Source organism: Rummeliibacillus pycnus, from assembly GCF_002884495.1.
GTDB classification, from domain to species: Bacteria; Bacillota; Bacilli; order Bacillales_A; family Planococcaceae; genus Rummeliibacillus; species Rummeliibacillus pycnus.
On the sequence record NZ_KZ614145.1, the window covers coordinates 3,230,407 to 3,246,115 of the forward strand.

Sequence of the window (15,709 nt, forward strand, 5' to 3'; positions counted from 1 at the left end):
AATACCAATGCTATCGGGGGGCAACTATTGTGAAATTAATCGAATGGACAAAGGAAGAACATGAGCAGCTTATTGAATTTATGACAACAAACGTATGGCCATATCATGTAAATTCACATCCTGCACGAGCTATTATAGAAAAGGCAATTGATGAAGGTGGCTATGAATCAGATGAATCTAAGACATTTTGGCTTATTAATGATGAAGACCTACAAGTAGGAATGGTGAAAATATATGATTTGCAAGATGACATTCCGCTATTTGATTTGCGTATTGCTGAAAAATGGCGAGGACTAGGGTACGGTACCAAAGCTTTAAAATTAGTCAGTGAATATGTTTTTACATTACCAAACAATAAAATACGTTTAGAAGGTCATACTAGACAAGATAATATCGCTATGCGTAAGACTTTCGAGAATGCTGGTTTTGTAAAAGAGGCACATTTACGACAAGCTTGGTACGTCCCTAAGGAAAATGCATATTATGATGCTGTTACGTACGGAATAACACGTCAAGATTATTTAGAAGGTAAGACAACCCCTGTAAGTTGGGATGATGAGGTAAAAGTTGATACAATCAATTATAAAGAGACTTGGGATTTTCCAAGTAGTTTTGAGTCAGAAAGATTAATAATTCGAATGCCTTTTATGGAAGATGTAGATACTGTTTGGGAAGCTATCTTGCATTCAGCTAAAACACTGAAACCTTTTATGAAATGGGCACAGACATTACCTAAAAAAGCAGAAACAAGAGAAAGAATTCGACAAGCAATTGGTGATTTTATCACAAGAAAAGATTTGAGATTACATGTATTTCTGAAGGATAGTGGCGAATTTGTCGGCTCTACAGGATTACATAATATTGATTGGACTATTCCTAAATTTGAAATTGGCTATTGGTTAGATGCACGGTTTGAAGGAAAAGGTTATATGACGGAAGCTGTTCGAAGAATTACTCAATTTGCCTTTGAAGAATTAGGAGCTAAACGTCTGGAAATTCGCTGTGACAGTGATAATATTAGAAGCCGTGCTGTAGCAAATCGAGCACAATTCGAATTAGAGGGAATATTAAAGCAAGACAGTAGATCAGCCGATGGAAAAACGCTTCGTGATACCTGCATTTACGCTAAAATCCAATAAAAATTAATCGGTAGTCTTTGTATGGGTAAGAATCCATCGCCATTATTTATGAATAAATTACAACTGTTTTGTGCTAATTGTTACGTTTTGAAGTTTCATGTAGTAAACTAGAGAGATAGGAATTTGAAAGAGAGGGAATTGAGATGCCTACACCGAGTATGGAAGACCACATCGAACAAATCTATTTACTAATTGACCAGAAAGGTTATGCACGTGTCTCGGATATAGCAGAAGCATTGTCAGTTCTTCCTTCCTCTGTTACCAAAATGGTTCAGAAACTAGATAAAGATGGTTACTTAATATATGAGCGCTATAGAGGTCTAACTTTAACACCAAAAGGTTTAAAGTTAGGAAAACGATTAGTTGAGCGACACAGCTTATTGGAGCAGTTTTTAAGACTTATTGGTGTAGATGAAGAACGAATTTACAATGATGTAGAAGGAATTGAGCATCATTTGAGCTGGAATTCCATTGAATGTATTGCCGATCTCATACAAGTTTTAGAGGAAAATCCCGATTTTATTCACAAATTGGGAGAGTTAAAATCTCATACAGGTGAATAATGTCATATGAAAGGAGTTAATAATATGACAGAATTAAAATCAGGCGACGTAGTAAAATTAGTAGTTAAAGAACAACAAGAATCCAAGTATATTTTGACCAACGATGAACTAGATATTCCGTTAAATGCTTCTGAAGTAGCAAAACCGATAAAGGTTCACGACAAAATAGAAGTGTTTTTGTATGCAGATCGTAGAGGGAATTTAGCTGCAACTACTGCAATCCCACATATTCGTAAAGACGAGTATGGATGGGCACGTGTACTACATGTAAAAGATAGAGAAGGTGCCTATGTGGATATTGGTACCTCTAGAGAAGTACTTGTCCCTGCGGAAGATTTACCAAAATTAAAACCGCTTTGGCCAGAACCTGGACAACACCTTTATATTACGTTACGTACAGACCGAGAAGGTGGTCTATTTGGTCGTCTTATTACGGAAGAAAAAGTATTAGAAATATATGAGGATGCAGAACCAGAACTATTTAATAAGAATATTTTGGCTCGCCCTTATCGTTTATTGCCAGTTGGAACATTCTTATTGGGTGTAGATAAACCATATCGTATTTTCGTTCATGAATCAGAACGTGGAGCAGAACCTCGTCTAGGTTCAGATGTGAATGTGCGTGTTATTGAAGTAAAAGAAGATGGTACCATTAATGCTTCTATGCTTCCACGTAAATACGAACGATTATCGGATGATGCTGATCAAATTTTTAATTATCTTCAAGAAGTTGGTGGTAAAATGCCATTTGGCGATAAGTCTTCTCCAGAAGAAATTAAAGAAATGTTCCATATGAGCAAAGGTGCATTTAAAAGAGCTCTAGGAGCTTTAATGAAAGCAGATCGTATCAAACAAGAAGATGGTTGGACTCTAATTAAATAAGAGAGCGCAAGAGCAAAAGGAGAAAGTTTTAGTTACTTTCAGAAACTTTTTGCTCTTTTTGACGTATTATTATTAAAGATTACTTATGTGTTTTTCAAAATAAATACAATTTACTAGCATAGACTGAATTTGAATATTACAAAATGTTAAGGAGGACAATAACGAATGAAAAAACAAATCTTTGCTGTTGTAGCGGCAATGTGCTTAACAACAGCTGTAGTAGCGCCAACAACAAGTTATGCAAGCACTAACTCATCACAATCATCAGGTGAAGTTGTAAATGAAAAATTAGGCGTTCCTATCGTTGTATACGGTGGAAGTTTATCTGAAAGCGAAAAGGCTAGCGTAAAAAATAGTTTAGGCATTACAAATAATTCTGATATTCAAGAAATCACCATTACAGGTGCGGATATCGCCAAATATATTGAAAATGGGAATTCAAATGCACGCCTTTATTCATCAGCTAAAATCATCCCAAAAGATCCTGGTTCGGGCTTAGTCATTAATATTGTGACACCCGAAAATATTACAGAGGTAACGGCTGATATGTACTCCAATGCAATGTTAACAGCAGGGATTGAAGATGCAACTGTAGAAGTAGCAGCGCCTAAAAAGGTAACAGGTCACTCAGCATTAGCTGGTATTTACAAGGCATATGAAGTAACAACTGGCAAAAAACTGGACAAAGATCGAACAGATGTAGCAAATCAAGAGTTATCAGTAGCTACTGATATTGCGCAAAATTCTGGAGTGGATAACGAAAAAGTTAGTCAACTACTAACAGATATTAAAAAGCAAATTGCAGAACAAAAACCTGCTACAAAAGAAGATGTTGAAAAAATCGTTGATGAACAACTAAAAAAATTAGAAATCAATCTAAGCGACAAAGACCGTCAATTGTTAATTGATCTCATGGATAAAATCAGTAAACTAAATATTGATTTTAGTAAATGGTCAACACAATTAAATGATTTAAGTGGTAATATTAAAGACCAATTAAATAAAATAAATGATGATATTAAAAGTGATTCAGGTTTTTGGGCGAGTGTAAAAAGTTTCTTCCAAAAAATAATTGATGGCATTAGCAGCATTTTTGGCTAATACTTGTGATCTATAAAGGGTCCTTATTTAGCTTAGGTTAGATAAGGACCTTTTAATAATGACCCTGTAAAAGAAATTGATTCGGGAAAGTAAGCAAAATAATTGAAGTGAAATTACATCTTCTATCATAATAAGAATAAAGTGTGCTAAACTATTTTAAAAACATGGGGGTGTGATCAAATGGAATTTCAGTTAAGTAATAGAGGTAATGAAGAATACGCTTTCGAAAGTAAAAAAGATGGTCAAGTTATCGCAGAAATTATTTGGACACAGTTAGGAGATGTCATGGTAATTGACCATACTTATGTAGATGGTTCATTACGCGGCCAAGGTGTTGCGAAACAACTATTAGATAGAGCTGCAGCATATGCTCGAGAAAATGGGTATAAAATAGATGCAGTATGTTCATATGTCGTAAAAGCTTTTGAATCATCACATGATTATGATGATGTAAAGGCTTAAACTTAAAAAAGTAGCAGGTTCCTGCAAAACTGAAAAACAAAATAACTCCATGAGAGCTGACTTATAGTTGAAAGAACACTTGTAAGTCAGCTTTTTATGATTAATAGTTGTTTTATATAAAAAAGGAGGATAGATAAAAAAATTTGAAACTTTATCGATATACTTACGTATAGTAATCTATAACAATAATTGAGGTGGTTTTTTGAAAAGGACAATCGAAATCGTTTTAGGAATTATAGGTTCATTTTTTAATATAATTGCAATAGCATTAATGGGTCTTATGATGGTTCTTATGAATGGATTGCAAAATAATAAACAAGCTCAAGACGAGATGTTTGCAGAATTTGAAAAACAATTTTCGGAAGATCCACAACTTCAGGATATAGATATGCAAAGTTTTTCTGATAGCATGATAACCATTATAAATGGCTTTGGACCTTTTAGTTGGTTTATAGTAGTATGCTTTATTATTAGTTTAATAGTGGGCATTATTGCTATTGCAAATGTTGCAAGAGCAAAAGATAAAAGGGCGAATTTTGCAGGAGCTATGTTTATTGTAGCAGCTGTTTTTTCGGGTATTATTTCGATAACATCCATCATCTATTATATTGCTGCGATTATTTGTTTCGTTCGTAAACCAAAGGAAGAGATATCAGATATATCAGATTCAACTTATAGTGAAGCTTCTAATTTATAATATGAAAGGAGTTCTTGCTAAGCTAATTTATAAGCTTCTGCAAGAACTCCTTTTCTATTTTATGAATTTACTGGTGAGTGCAAGGGATTTTTTAGTTAAACAACTTTCCTTCTACAATCCCAATAAGTGTTTGTCGAATATCTGTAGGGATTTGATCTAAACAGAGAGTATGATCATAAATTCGCTTATGTGTGACCATAGCTAGTAAAGAGCCGATTATTCCTACTTGAAAGAGGATTAAATCAAGTTTAGGCAACTTTCCTTCATCCATACGTTTCATAAGTTCTTTATCTGCAAAGGACATGCTATGAATATTCGCAATATATTGTTCTGAAAGCTCTGGGTGTTTAGGAGATTCAATGAAAAGTATCGAATATTGAAGTCGATTATAAAAAACAGTATCTACAAGCTCCTCAACCCATACATGTAAGAGTTCCTGGTCAGACAATAATAGGTACTCATTTTCTTCCTTAAAATCTAGACGTTCTGGTTTAACTGTTGCTAATAACAGTTTCATTTTCCCTTTAAAATATTTATATAAAGCTGCTTCGGAAACACCAACTTCTTTGGCAATAGTGGCAGTAGAAGTAGCATCATAGCCTTTTCTATAAAAGAGATTGCGTGCAGTTTGGACAATTTTCTCTCTTGTTAATGCCCCTTTTGTTTGTTTTTTTGTATGCTTTGTTTCCTTCATAGTATAACCACACTTCCGTTAAATCCAACTTTTTTACGTTAGCGGGCAGTAAAAGACCCTCACCAAAAAAATGAGAAAAATGCAAAGTAAAAGCCCGATTGATTTAATGATAACAGATAAATATCACTGGCAATAGTCAAAGGGATTTTGATGTATTTTGCGTGTTGTAAGACGTTTTCATCATTTTCCTACATGTACACCATTTTATTCGAAAAGAAATAGTATTTGTGGAATAATGATATTATAGGAGTGATGCAAGTGGCATGGAAGGAACAACGTTTTGAAGAACTAACAACAGAGGATTTATATAAGATTATTCAATTACGGATTAATGTTTTTGTTGTTGAACAAAAAGCCTATTATGAAGATTTAGACGATCATGATCAAAATAGTATACACGTTACATATGAAGAAGATGGGAAAGTTATTGCATATGCAAGAGCTGTTCCTCCAAATGAGAAATATGAAAATATGGCATCATTTGGACGTGTAATTGTTCAACCAGAAGCACGTGGCACTGGACTAGCACAAGAATTATTAAAAAGAGTGATTGCGGTAACCGAAAGAGAATGGCCAGAATACGATTTGTTTATACAAGCACAAGCATATCTCCAAAACTTTTATGGTAAATTTGGCTTTAAAGCAATTTCAGATCCATATGAATTTGAATGCTTACCGCACATCGATATGGTTTGTAAAAGTGACAAAAAATTATAATATCTCATTGAAAATGTGTAATATCTAAAAAATGGGGTATAGTTATTTTAGAACGATAAAATGGGAGGGAAATGAAAATGGCTAAAAGTAAATCATTATTAATAGCAGGACTTGCAGCAGGTGCATATGCATATTTTCGTAAAAAGGAAAATAGAGAGAAGGCAGTTGAAGCATTTAATTGCACCAAATCTAAATTAAATGGTTTTATTGAAAATTTATCTAATTCCTCAGTAAACGTTGCGGGAGATTCTTTTAATACAACAAATGCTGATGGATATGCAGATCCACATCATACTTATAACGATGATGATACCAAAATGATTAATGAAGGTTCTGCAACTGCTATTCATTATGAAAACGCAGAACAACATGAATCCTTAAATGGCGTAAAACCACCTAATAATCTAAACTAATAAATTTCATTCAAAAAGACTCAGCATATTAGCTGAGTCTTTTTGAATTATGTCGTTCTTAGTTTTCTTCAGGAAGCATTGTTCCGTATTTTGCTAAGTTTGTGTGGAATGATAATGCTTTTTCTAATATGTGAGGAGTTTGTCCGCCACGTTCTTTTGCTTCTTCGAAATAGGCACGAAGAGCAGGTTTAAATTTAGGGTGTACACAGTTTTCAATGATCAATTCAGCACGTTCACGAGGAGCTAAACCACGTAAATCTGCAAGACCTTGTTCTGTTACTACTACGTCAACATCATGTTCTGAGTGATCAACGTGTGATACAAATGGAACTACTGATGAAATTTTGCCATCTTTAGCATATGATTTTGTAATAAAGATTGAAATGCGTGCGGCACGAGCAAAGTCACCTGAACCACCAATACCGTTCATCATTTTTGTACCTGATACGTGAGTTGAGTTAACGTTTCCGTAAATATCGAACTCAAGAGCAGTGTTCATCGCTATTAAGCCCATACGACGAACTAATTCTGGGTGGTTTGAAATTTCTTGTGGACGTAATACAAGTTTGTCTTTGTATTTGTCCAAGTTACCGTATACAGATTCCATTTTTTCAGCTGTTAATGAAGTTGCACAACCTGAAGCAAATTTAACTTTTCCTGCATCAATTAAGTCGAATACAGCATCTTGAAGTACTTCAGAATACACTTCTAAATCTTTGAATTCTGAGTTTGCCATGCCACCTAGTACAGCGTTTGCTACAGAACCAACACCTGATTGAAGTGGAGCTAATGTTTCAGTTAAACGACCTTCTTTAATTTCATTACGGAAGAAATCAAGAATGTGATCTGCAATTTGTTGAGTTTCAGGGTCGATTGGTGTGATTGTAGTTGGTGAATCTGGTTGTTCAGTAATGACAACTGCAGCCACTTTATCTAAATCTAAAGGAATACCGATTGTACCGATACGATCTGAAGCGTGGATTAATGGAATTGGACCACGTTCGCCTTGTGCTTCTGGTACATAAATATCGTGAATACCTTCTAATTGTGGGTAAGATGCTAAGTTTAATTCGATGATAACTTTATCAGCGTTTTGAATGTAAATAGGTGAGTTACCGACAGAAGTTGTTGGGATTAACATACCATCTTCTGTTACAGCTACTGCTTCAACAACAGCAACGTCAATTTTATCAATCGCATTTTGACGTAAGTATTCAGCAGTTACTGATAAATGTTGGTCAACAAATAGCATATCTGCTTTGTTAATGTGACCACGCATTGTACGGTCTAGTTGGAACGGTAAACGTTTGTTAACGATACCAGCATCAGACATATAAGCATCAATGTTTGAACCTAAAGAAGCTCCTGTGAAAACATTTACTTTAAAATCTTCTGTTTCAGCACGTTTTACTAATGCCATAGGAATGGCTTTTGCATCACCAGCACGAGTGAATCCACTTAATCCTAGTGTCATGCCGTCTTTAATCATTTGAGCAGCTTCATCAGCTGACATAATTTTTTTTGCAAGTTCTGGATTGCGAAGTCTTTCTTCTACTTTTACTGTCACGGAAATCTCTCCTTCTATTTAACGAAAAATTTCATATCAATTTTGTAAAAAGATTCTACTTGGAGTATAAGTTATTTGCATAGTTATATAACCATTTTTAATATTATCACCGAATTGTCACATTTTGTTTACAAGCGCATGAAAGGGTTTAAAAAACGAATCAGACAGAAATTTGTCGAGTAAAAGAGAAAAGGAGTTGCTCCAAAATAGTTTTGGTCAACTCCTTTATAATATCCATGGGAATAATTTCTAAAAGCCTAAAGAACGACGGAAGTAACTTGCGTAGCGTTGGCTAACAGGAATTCGAGTACCGTCCTTCATAATTAATAGGAATGTAGAATGTGAATCTGGTTGAATTTCTTCGATAAAGTCGATGTTCACGATATATGAACGGTGGCATCGAATAAAAGTATCAGGCGATAGGAATAGCTCAAGGTCGCTTAAATTTAAACGATGGTAACCTTCTTTTTGCATAGTCTTGACGAATGTTTTACGAAGTTGAGTTTCTAAATAGATGACTTCATTGTGTTTAACTGGGTACCAACAGTCGTCAATTTTAATCGTGATGTAATTTGTTAAGAAAGGAGAAGGTTTTTGTGGGAATATTGCTGTAATTGCACCTTTTGTTTCTCCTTCCTCCATTAATGGAATACTCATTCCATAATAAGGAACACCGAATACATCAGGTTCAATAAAAGAATTTATTTTTTGTCCATAATTAAGTGCTTTTTGAGTTGCAGATCCTTCTGGTATTTCATCGCCAGGTTTTATCTTCAAGTCGATTTTTTTACTTGGTTGATAATATAAATATTTTTTTGTATCTGAAATAACGATTGAAGTGTTATCAGGAAAGAATTCCTTTATAACTTGTATCAATTCCTCGATAGATCGTGGATCCATTAATTCCTACCTCGTTTCTTTCCATTCTTAAAAGTTCTTTACAACAAATATTACTATAGATTAATTATAAAATTAAGTATAGCTAATAAATGTATAAGTTCATACATAAAATGTGACATGAATTTGTCTATATAAATACTATAGTTTGATACATTCCAAAAATAAAGAAAATATTTCGCTAAATATTTATTTGTAGTTGTTTTATTTTAACAATATTGAATAATTATTAATAAAAATGTATTTTTCCATTTGTATATTTAGTGAGAATAATGTCCCATGAACAGTTTCCGTAAAAATTCTTCATAGTTGGGTAATAAAACTATTTTCATATTACCATTTTCGTTATATAGTAAGAATAATGTAATAAAAAAGTATGTGACTTTATAGAAAGATGGGGAGTTTATGCTACAACAACAATATTCCATTTCAGAGGCTATTTCTAAAAGGTATTTCCAAGAAATTGAGACGATGAATCGCTACGAGGGAATAGAGAGATTCTTCGACATTGAAGCTCAATTATTGAGAGAGATACATCAATTGGAAGCAAAAGCTGCCAAAGATTCATTACGTGAATTACTGGAAATTTTATCAGTACGTGCTGGAAAACAGTTTTTTAGAGCAGTCAGACATTATTTTGTAATCTTATCGTCCGTTGTAACAAGAAAGCTGATTGAGAATCAAGCACCATCTAAAAAAGTTTTTGCTTTTAATGCTGCATGTGTAGAAATGATTGATGAACGCTTAAATGATGCAGAATATTTGCAATTCGCAGATGATTTGATTGATTTCTATATTTATGTCATCTCAGAAAGAAAACAACCTTCCTATAAGCACCAAACAGTCAATAAAGTGATTATGTACATTGATGATGAGGTTGAAACAGATTTATCAGTTGAAGATATTGCAATGTATTTTTCAATTAGTACCAGTCACTTATCACGAATTTTTAAAGAACATGTAGGTATTACATTAGTAGAATACTTAAATGTCCGTAGAGTAGAAGAATCTCAATATTATTTACGACATACAAATAAAAGTATTTCTGATATCTCTGAACAATTCCATTTCTGTAACCAAAGCTACTATACTCGAATCTTTAAAAAATATGTTGGTATTACACCAAAGCACTTTAGAGATCGCCCAGATTATGAATATTTCCGCTTCCAATTACCTGAAAGACTTTTATAAAAAATAAAATTACATATAATTTATGCCTTGCATGACTTTGATTTGATTAGTATCCTTTAAATAATGTATACTTCACTATAGCTTGAGAAATTGTAGGTGAAAATATTGAAAAAGAAATTTTGGCTAATCTCGATGCTTGGTTTAGCACCATTCGTGCTGGCTGGCTGTAATGCAGTAAAGAACCAAGAAGGCTTTTTTTATAGTACTTTTGTAAAACCAATGGAATTTCTATTAGATTTCTTCGGTAATAATGTTTTTGGTGGTAGTTACGGTGCAGCTATTATTTTAATCACTGTTCTTATTCGTTTAATATTGATGCCATTCATGCTGAAAAACTATAAGAATCAGCAAGGTATGAAAGAGAAAATGGATAAATTGAAGCCAGAAATGGACGAAATCCAAAAAAAATTAAAAGAAGCAAAAACAAAAGAAGAACAAATGGCATTGCAACAAGAAATGATGGGATTGTACAAAAAATACAATGTTAATCCTATGAATATGGGATGTCTCCCAGTAATTATTCAAATGCCAATTATTATGGGCTTGTATTATGCAATATTATATTCTAGCGAAGTTCAAGCTCACCATTTCCTTTGGTTTGAGCTTGGCAAACCTGATGTTGTAATGACAATTATTGCTGGGGTAGTTTACTTTATCCAAGCGCAAGTATCACTATGGACAGTACCAGAGCAACAAAAAGCTCAAATGAAGTTGATGATGTACATTTCACCAATCATGATTATGTTCATCTCGTTCTCTAGTATGGCAGCATTACCATTATACTGGTCAGTCAGTGGTGCTATTTTGATTTTCCAAACATACTTAGGCCGCAAATTCTATTCACAACATCCTGAAAAAGCAGTGAAAGATTCTGAAAAGGAAGTAGTAGAGAATAGAAAATTAACGCCAGCAGAAAAACAAGCTGCAAAATCAGCGAAGAAAAAATCAAAAAAATAAGTTAAAAAGATCGAGGCAAATTATTGTCTCGATTTTTTTACTTTTTAGTGACAAGTCTGTACAATGAAGATATTCTAAGTTAATCTAAACCACGAGGCAGTATCATCGTGAGAAGGAGGATTAAATTATGAATACTAAAATATTATCAGGTGTACTTGTAACGATTACGAGTCTACTCGCAGTTTTTTTTGTTATTAAACAAAACTTTAACCTAGCTGTTCTATTTATTACATTAATGTTTACTATTACAAATACATTCCGTGCAAAAGATATGGCACGACAAGGCTATGAGAAAGAAGCAAAATGGATGAAAGGGATGGCAATTTTCTTCGGAATTGCTACTTTAATTGTATTAGTGATGACTATTTTATAAGATAAAACGGTATCATTGCATCTTGATGTATGATATCGTTTTTTTGTATAGTTATTTAATCATAATACAGATTAAATATTAATTTTCATGTATAAATTGTATGCGTGTTAAAAGTTTAATAGAGGTGTTTGAAAGTGAGTAAAAAAAGATATTATAGATTTCCAATTGCTCTCGCATCAATTCTGGCTATTTCAGGTAGTCTATTAGTAGGTTGTGATGATCAAAAGACAGAAAACCAACCGTCTAAAAGCGAGCAAAAAGCAGTAACACATGATACAACCAGTATTAAGAAAACAACTACCAACAAAGAGCAGAAGGTAGATGCAGGTGGCTATATAGAGGGACAAAAGCTACCAAAGAAGCCGAAATATATTAAAGGTATCTTAGTGGCAAGTAAACAATATCCATTACCAGCTGATTTTGCACCAGGAGAAAATAAAGATGCTCGAAATGCTTTCGAAGAGTTAAATGCTGCAGCTCAACTAGATGGCTATAAATTTAATGCATTTAGTACATACCGCTCATATGATAGACAAGTAGGGTTATATGATGCTTATGTAAAACGAGATGGTAAAAAGGCTGCCGATACCTATAGTGCACGTCCAGGTTACTCTGAACATCAAACAGGACTAGCTTTTGATATAGGCGCAGTTGGGGATGAAGCGGATTTTGCTGATAATAAATTTGGTGCTACAAAGGCAGGTCAATGGCTTGCAAAAAACGCCCATAAATACGGTTTTATCATGCGTTATCCAGAGGGAAAAGAAGATGTTACAGGTTATATGCATGAATCATGGCATTTCCGTTATGTAGGTAAAAAAATCGCTACAGAAATTTATAATAAAAATGAAACATTAGAAGAGTATTTAGGGATTACTGATTAATGGAAAAAGCTTATAGTACAGAATGAGTTGGCTCTGTACTATAAGCTTTTTGTTTTATATACATTAATCAGTCTCTTACACCTTTATAGAATCGGTGCAAGTAAACGGGAGATGGATTCTTTCATCTTAATAATGCGTGAACGATTTGCATATAATTCTGGTGTAAGTTCAGTTGATAATAACATATCCTCTTCGAATAATTCTGCGAGTTGATGAGAAGTCTCACGGTGGTATATAAATGCATTCACTTCAAAATTGAGTTTAAAACTACGGTAATCAATATTTGCTGTTCCAACAGTAGATGCTTCGTCATCGATCACAATCATCTTCGTATGCAAGAAACCATTTTCATAAATATAAATTTTAGCTCCTGCCTTAATTAGCTTACCAACATAAGAATATGTTGCCCAATAAACAAACATATGATCTGGTTTATTAGGAATCATAATTCGGACATCAATTCCTGATAAGCAAGCTATACGAACAGCATCCATAAAACTATCGTCTGGAATAAAATATGGTGTCTGAATGTAGATATATTTCTTTGCCATACCAATTAATTTTAGATAACCATTTTTAATTTGTTCCCATTCAGAATCAGGTCCACTTGATACAATTTGTATACCGACTTCGCCTTTACGAGCAATAGTAGGAAAGTAATGATCTGAATACTGGATATCTTTTGTATTTGAAGCTTGGTTCCAATCTAAAAGAAAACGTGTTTGCAATGGGTGTACAGAGCTACCTTCGATTCGTAAATGTGTATCTCGCCAGTAACCGAATTTTTTCTTTAAGCCTAGATACTCATCACCTACATTAAACCCACCGATATAACCGATACGTCCATCAATTATGACAAGCTTGCGGTGATTTCGATAGTTCATACGAGGGTTAATAAGAGGAAGTATGGAAGGAAAGAAGACTTCTACTTCTCCTCCAGCTTTTATTAGTTCTTTAAATTGTTTTTTATGTACACCTCTTGATCCCATTTCATCATATAAAAGACGAACCTGAACACCTTGTTTTGCTTTTTTTATTAAGGATTGCAAAATTCGAGTACCTAAATGATCCAGTTTAAAGATGTAGTACTGAATATGAATATGGTGTTTTGCAGCTTCGATATCTTTAATTAATTTTTTGAATTTAATTTTACCATCACTATAAATCTTGACTTTGTTATCTTGTGTTAAGACTGCGTGATTTGTTGTTAAATTCATATAGATTAAATCTTCGTAATGGGCTGCATCATCTAATCGATATTCAAAAGACCCTTCACGGATAGCTTCCATTTGATAATCAATTAGCTTATCAATCCCTATTTTCTTTCGACCTTCCCAACGGAAGAGATGCCTTTTACGAAGTTGACGCCCTAATAGTAAGTACAATATAAATCCTACAACTGGTAAAAAGAACAATACTAGAATCCAAGCCCAAGTGGAACTAGGCTCTTTTCTTTCTAAGAAAATAATAATGGCAGCAAGGAAAATGTTTAGAATCAAACTAGTAGAAACAATTATAGAAAATAAAGTAGCCGTATCCATTTATTCACCTTCTTCCAAAGTCTAATCTTCTTTTAAGTATAACGTATATAACAGTTATTAAGAAAGAATTACAAGTATTACTGAATATTGAAAGAATTTTTTAAAAGGTATTAATGTTTGTTTCGTTCAAAAACCTACTTGACCAATAGGAATTATTATTATAATCTAATTATTGTATTTTTTACATTGAATTTAGATAGGAGGAATTATTTTGAATACATTTTTAATTGTTCTCAATGTAGTGGTACTTGTTTTGCTTATTAGTCTACTTCTGGTAATGCATAAAAAACATGTTTCATTTTCGAAACGTGTATTTACAGGTTTAGGTCTTGGTATAGTATTCGGCTTAATATTACATTTTACATACGGACCAACTTCAGAAATTGTTATGAAATCTGTTGACTGGTTTAGTATTGCTGGCTCAGGTTACGTAAAACTTTTACAAATGGTAGCAATGCCGTTGGTGTTTATTTCAATTGTTTCAGCATTTACGAAAGTGGTAATGGGTAAAAACTTCCGTAAAATAGCAATGCTTATTTTGTTGATGCTTGTTGGAACTACAGCAATTGCCGCATCAGTTGGAATTGCTTCAGCATTAGGCTTCCATTTAGATGCTACTCAATTGGTACAAGGTGATGCAGAGCATGCGCGTGCAGCTGAAATTGTACAAAAAACAAAAGATATGGGTGAAAAAACATTACCACAACAAATTTTAGATTTATTACCTTCAAATCCATTTCTTGATTTAACTGGTGCGCGTTCATCATCTACAATCGCCGTTGTTATTTTCGCAGCGTTTTTGGGCTTTGCATATTTAGCAGTCAGACGGAAAGATGAAAAAACTGCTGAATTCATTAAAACTGGTATTGATGCAATTTATGCACTTGTGATGCAAGTTGTTAAAATTGTCTTACGTTTGACTCCATTTGGTATTTTGGCAATAATGACGTCAACAGTTGCAACATCAGATTTTGGCGCAATTTACAATTTGGGTAAATTTGTTATTGCTTCATATGTGGCACTAGCTGTAATGTTCATCGTTCATATGATTATTATTGCTTTAACAGGTATGAATCCAATCACGTATATTAAAAAGGCTTCTCCGACATTATTATTTGCATTTACTTCTCGTTCTAGTGCAGGTACTTTACCGCTTAATATTCAAACTCAAACAAAACGCTTAGGTGTTTCAGAAGGTATTGCAAACTTCGCTGGTTCATTTGGGATTTCAATTGGTCAAAATGGTTGTGCGGGAGTATATCCTGCAATGTTAGCTATAATGATTGCACCAAGTGTTGGTATTAATCCATTTGATCCGGGATTTATCGCAACACTAATCCTTGTTGTAGCGATCAGTTCATTTGGCGTTGCAGGAGTTGGCGGTGGTGCAACTTTTGCAGCCATTATCGTGCTGTCTACTATGAATTTACCAGTAGCTTTAGCTGGTGTATTGATTTCTGTTGAACCACTTATTGATATGGGACGTACAGCACTCAATGTCAGTGATGCTATGGTTGCAGGTGTTACAACAGCTCGTATGACAGGAGAATTAGACAGAGAGGTTTATAACTCTAAAGAAACACAAGATTTAGCCGAAGTATAACGATATACTAAAAACCCTGTTCCTAAAG

17 protein-coding genes are annotated in these 15,709 nt (G+C 33.8%); 13 read left to right on the top strand and 4 right to left on the bottom strand.

Annotated elements, in window-relative coordinates; all coding sequences use genetic code 11:
• The first annotated feature begins 29 nt into the window (after window positions 1-29).
• The 6 genes from CEF14_RS15835 (at window position 30) to CEF14_RS15860 (ending at window position 4,844) form a co-directional block, all read left to right on the top strand.
• Window positions 30-1,139: a GNAT family N-acetyltransferase gene (locus CEF14_RS15835; RefSeq protein WP_102693718.1), complete on the top strand. Its 1,110-nt coding sequence runs from the start codon at window positions 30-32 to the stop codon at window positions 1,137-1,139.
• Between the two features lie 143 nt (window positions 1,140-1,282).
• Window positions 1,283-1,702, top strand: a complete 420-nt coding sequence (gene mntR / locus CEF14_RS15840; protein ID WP_102693719.1) for a transcriptional regulator MntR — start codon at window positions 1,283-1,285, stop codon at window positions 1,700-1,702.
• A 24-nt stretch (window positions 1,703-1,726) separates the two neighbouring features.
• Complete coding sequence (locus CEF14_RS15845; RefSeq protein WP_102693720.1) at window positions 1,727-2,584, top strand: CvfB family protein; 858 nt, start codon at window positions 1,727-1,729, stop codon at window positions 2,582-2,584.
• 165 nt (window positions 2,585-2,749) lie between these two features.
• The gene (locus tag CEF14_RS15850; protein WP_102693721.1) at window positions 2,750-3,685 is read left to right on the top strand and encodes a DUF1002 domain-containing protein; all 936 of its coding nucleotides are present in this window, start codon (window positions 2,750-2,752) and stop codon (window positions 3,683-3,685) included.
• Window positions 3,686-3,865: 180 nt separating this feature from the next.
• A complete protein-coding gene (locus CEF14_RS15855; protein WP_102693722.1) occupies window positions 3,866-4,147 on the top strand; it encodes a GNAT family N-acetyltransferase in 282 nt (93 codons plus the stop codon).
• 202 nt (window positions 4,148-4,349) lie between these two features.
• A complete protein-coding gene (locus CEF14_RS15860) occupies window positions 4,350-4,844 on the top strand; it encodes a DUF4064 domain-containing protein (RefSeq protein ID WP_102693723.1) in 495 nt (164 codons plus the stop codon).
• A gap of 91 nt (window positions 4,845-4,935) precedes the next feature.
• On the opposite strand, the gene CEF14_RS15865 is transcribed toward CEF14_RS15860, so the two are convergent.
• Window positions 4,936-5,538 (bottom strand): TetR/AcrR family transcriptional regulator, encoded by a 603-nt coding sequence (locus tag CEF14_RS15865; RefSeq protein WP_102693724.1) that lies wholly within the window; start codon window positions 5,536-5,538, stop codon window positions 4,936-4,938.
• 258 nt (window positions 5,539-5,796) lie between these two features.
• On the opposite strand from CEF14_RS15865, the gene CEF14_RS15870 reads away from it, so the two are divergent.
• Both CEF14_RS15870 and CEF14_RS15875 read left to right on the top strand, forming a co-directional pair.
• Entirely contained in the window at window positions 5,797-6,255 is a 459-nt protein-coding gene (locus tag CEF14_RS15870; RefSeq protein ID WP_102693725.1) for a GNAT family N-acetyltransferase, read from the top strand.
• A 77-nt stretch (window positions 6,256-6,332) separates the two neighbouring features.
• Entirely contained in the window at window positions 6,333-6,668 is a 336-nt protein-coding gene (locus CEF14_RS15875) for a hypothetical protein (RefSeq protein WP_102693726.1), read from the top strand.
• 58 nt (window positions 6,669-6,726) lie between these two features.
• Here the strand turns inward: CEF14_RS15875 and CEF14_RS15880 are convergent, their stop codons facing one another.
• Together CEF14_RS15880 and CEF14_RS15885 are read right to left on the bottom strand one after the other, a co-directional pair.
• Complete coding sequence (locus CEF14_RS15880) at window positions 6,727-8,235, bottom strand: succinate CoA transferase (protein WP_102693727.1); 1,509 nt, start codon at window positions 8,233-8,235, stop codon at window positions 6,727-6,729.
• A gap of 249 nt (window positions 8,236-8,484) precedes the next feature.
• Window positions 8,485-9,135: a LytTR family DNA-binding domain-containing protein gene (locus CEF14_RS15885; RefSeq protein ID WP_102693728.1), complete on the bottom strand. Its 651-nt coding sequence runs from the start codon at window positions 9,133-9,135 to the stop codon at window positions 8,485-8,487.
• 402 nt (window positions 9,136-9,537) lie between these two features.
• On the opposite strand from CEF14_RS15885, the gene CEF14_RS15890 reads away from it, so the two are divergent.
• The 4 genes from CEF14_RS15890 to CEF14_RS15905 all read left to right on the top strand — a co-directional run bounded on the left by CEF14_RS15890 (window position 9,538) and on the right by CEF14_RS15905 (window position 12,537).
• The gene (locus CEF14_RS15890) at window positions 9,538-10,323 is read left to right on the top strand and encodes a helix-turn-helix transcriptional regulator (protein WP_102693729.1); all 786 of its coding nucleotides are present in this window, start codon (window positions 9,538-9,540) and stop codon (window positions 10,321-10,323) included.
• Window positions 10,324-10,428: 105 nt separating this feature from the next.
• Window positions 10,429-11,280: a membrane protein insertase YidC gene (gene yidC / locus CEF14_RS15895; RefSeq protein WP_407690459.1), complete on the top strand. Its 852-nt coding sequence runs from the start codon at window positions 10,429-10,431 to the stop codon at window positions 11,278-11,280.
• Window positions 11,281-11,407: 127 nt separating this feature from the next.
• Window positions 11,408-11,653 carry a hypothetical protein gene (locus tag CEF14_RS15900; protein WP_102693730.1) on the top strand — a complete coding sequence of 82 codons (246 nt, stop codon included), beginning with the start codon at window positions 11,408-11,410 and terminating at the stop codon, window positions 11,651-11,653.
• Window positions 11,654-11,787: 134 nt separating this feature from the next.
• The gene (locus CEF14_RS15905; RefSeq protein ID WP_245890193.1) at window positions 11,788-12,537 is read left to right on the top strand and encodes a M15 family metallopeptidase; all 750 of its coding nucleotides are present in this window, start codon (window positions 11,788-11,790) and stop codon (window positions 12,535-12,537) included.
• An 83-nt stretch (window positions 12,538-12,620) separates the two neighbouring features.
• Here CEF14_RS15905 and cls read toward each other — a convergent pair whose 3' ends face one another.
• Window positions 12,621-14,078 carry a cardiolipin synthase gene (cls, locus tag CEF14_RS15910; RefSeq protein WP_102693732.1) on the bottom strand — a complete coding sequence of 486 codons (1,458 nt, stop codon included), beginning with the start codon at window positions 14,076-14,078 and terminating at the stop codon, window positions 12,621-12,623.
• Window positions 14,079-14,355: 277 nt separating this feature from the next.
• Here cls and CEF14_RS15915 point away from each other — a divergent pair, with 277 nt between their 5' ends.
• A complete protein-coding gene (locus CEF14_RS15915; protein WP_281256556.1) occupies window positions 14,356-15,681 on the top strand; it encodes an L-cystine transporter in 1,326 nt (441 codons plus the stop codon).
• Window positions 15,682-15,709 lie beyond the last annotated feature (28 nt).

Excerpts from the sequence above, each read along its gene's own strand:
- mntR (WP_102693719.1), top strand. The coding sequence starts at position 1,283 with ATGCCTACACCGAGTATGGAAGACCACATCGAACAAATCTATTTACTA.
- CEF14_RS15915 (WP_281256556.1), top strand. The coding sequence starts at position 14,356 with ATGCATAAAAAACATGTTTCATTTTCGAAACGTGTATTTACAGGTTTA.
- cls (WP_102693732.1), bottom strand. The coding sequence starts at position 14,078 with ATGGATACGGCTACTTTATTTTCTATAATTGTTTCTACTAGTTTGATT.
- CEF14_RS15885 (WP_102693728.1), bottom strand. The coding sequence starts at position 9,135 with ATGGATCCACGATCTATCGAGGAATTGATACAAGTTATAAAGGAATTC.
- CEF14_RS15900 (WP_102693730.1), top strand. The coding sequence starts at position 11,408 with ATGAATACTAAAATATTATCAGGTGTACTTGTAACGATTACGAGTCTA.
- CEF14_RS15890 (WP_102693729.1), top strand. The coding sequence starts at position 9,538 with ATGCTACAACAACAATATTCCATTTCAGAGGCTATTTCTAAAAGGTAT.
- CEF14_RS15850 (WP_102693721.1), top strand. The coding sequence starts at position 2,750 with ATGAAAAAACAAATCTTTGCTGTTGTAGCGGCAATGTGCTTAACAACA.
- CEF14_RS15865 (WP_102693724.1), bottom strand. The coding sequence starts at position 5,538 with ATGAAGGAAACAAAGCATACAAAAAAACAAACAAAAGGGGCATTAACA.
- CEF14_RS15845 (WP_102693720.1), top strand. The coding sequence starts at position 1,727 with ATGACAGAATTAAAATCAGGCGACGTAGTAAAATTAGTAGTTAAAGAA.
- CEF14_RS15875 (WP_102693726.1), top strand. The coding sequence starts at position 6,333 with ATGGCTAAAAGTAAATCATTATTAATAGCAGGACTTGCAGCAGGTGCA.
- CEF14_RS15855 (WP_102693722.1), top strand. The coding sequence starts at position 3,866 with ATGGAATTTCAGTTAAGTAATAGAGGTAATGAAGAATACGCTTTCGAA.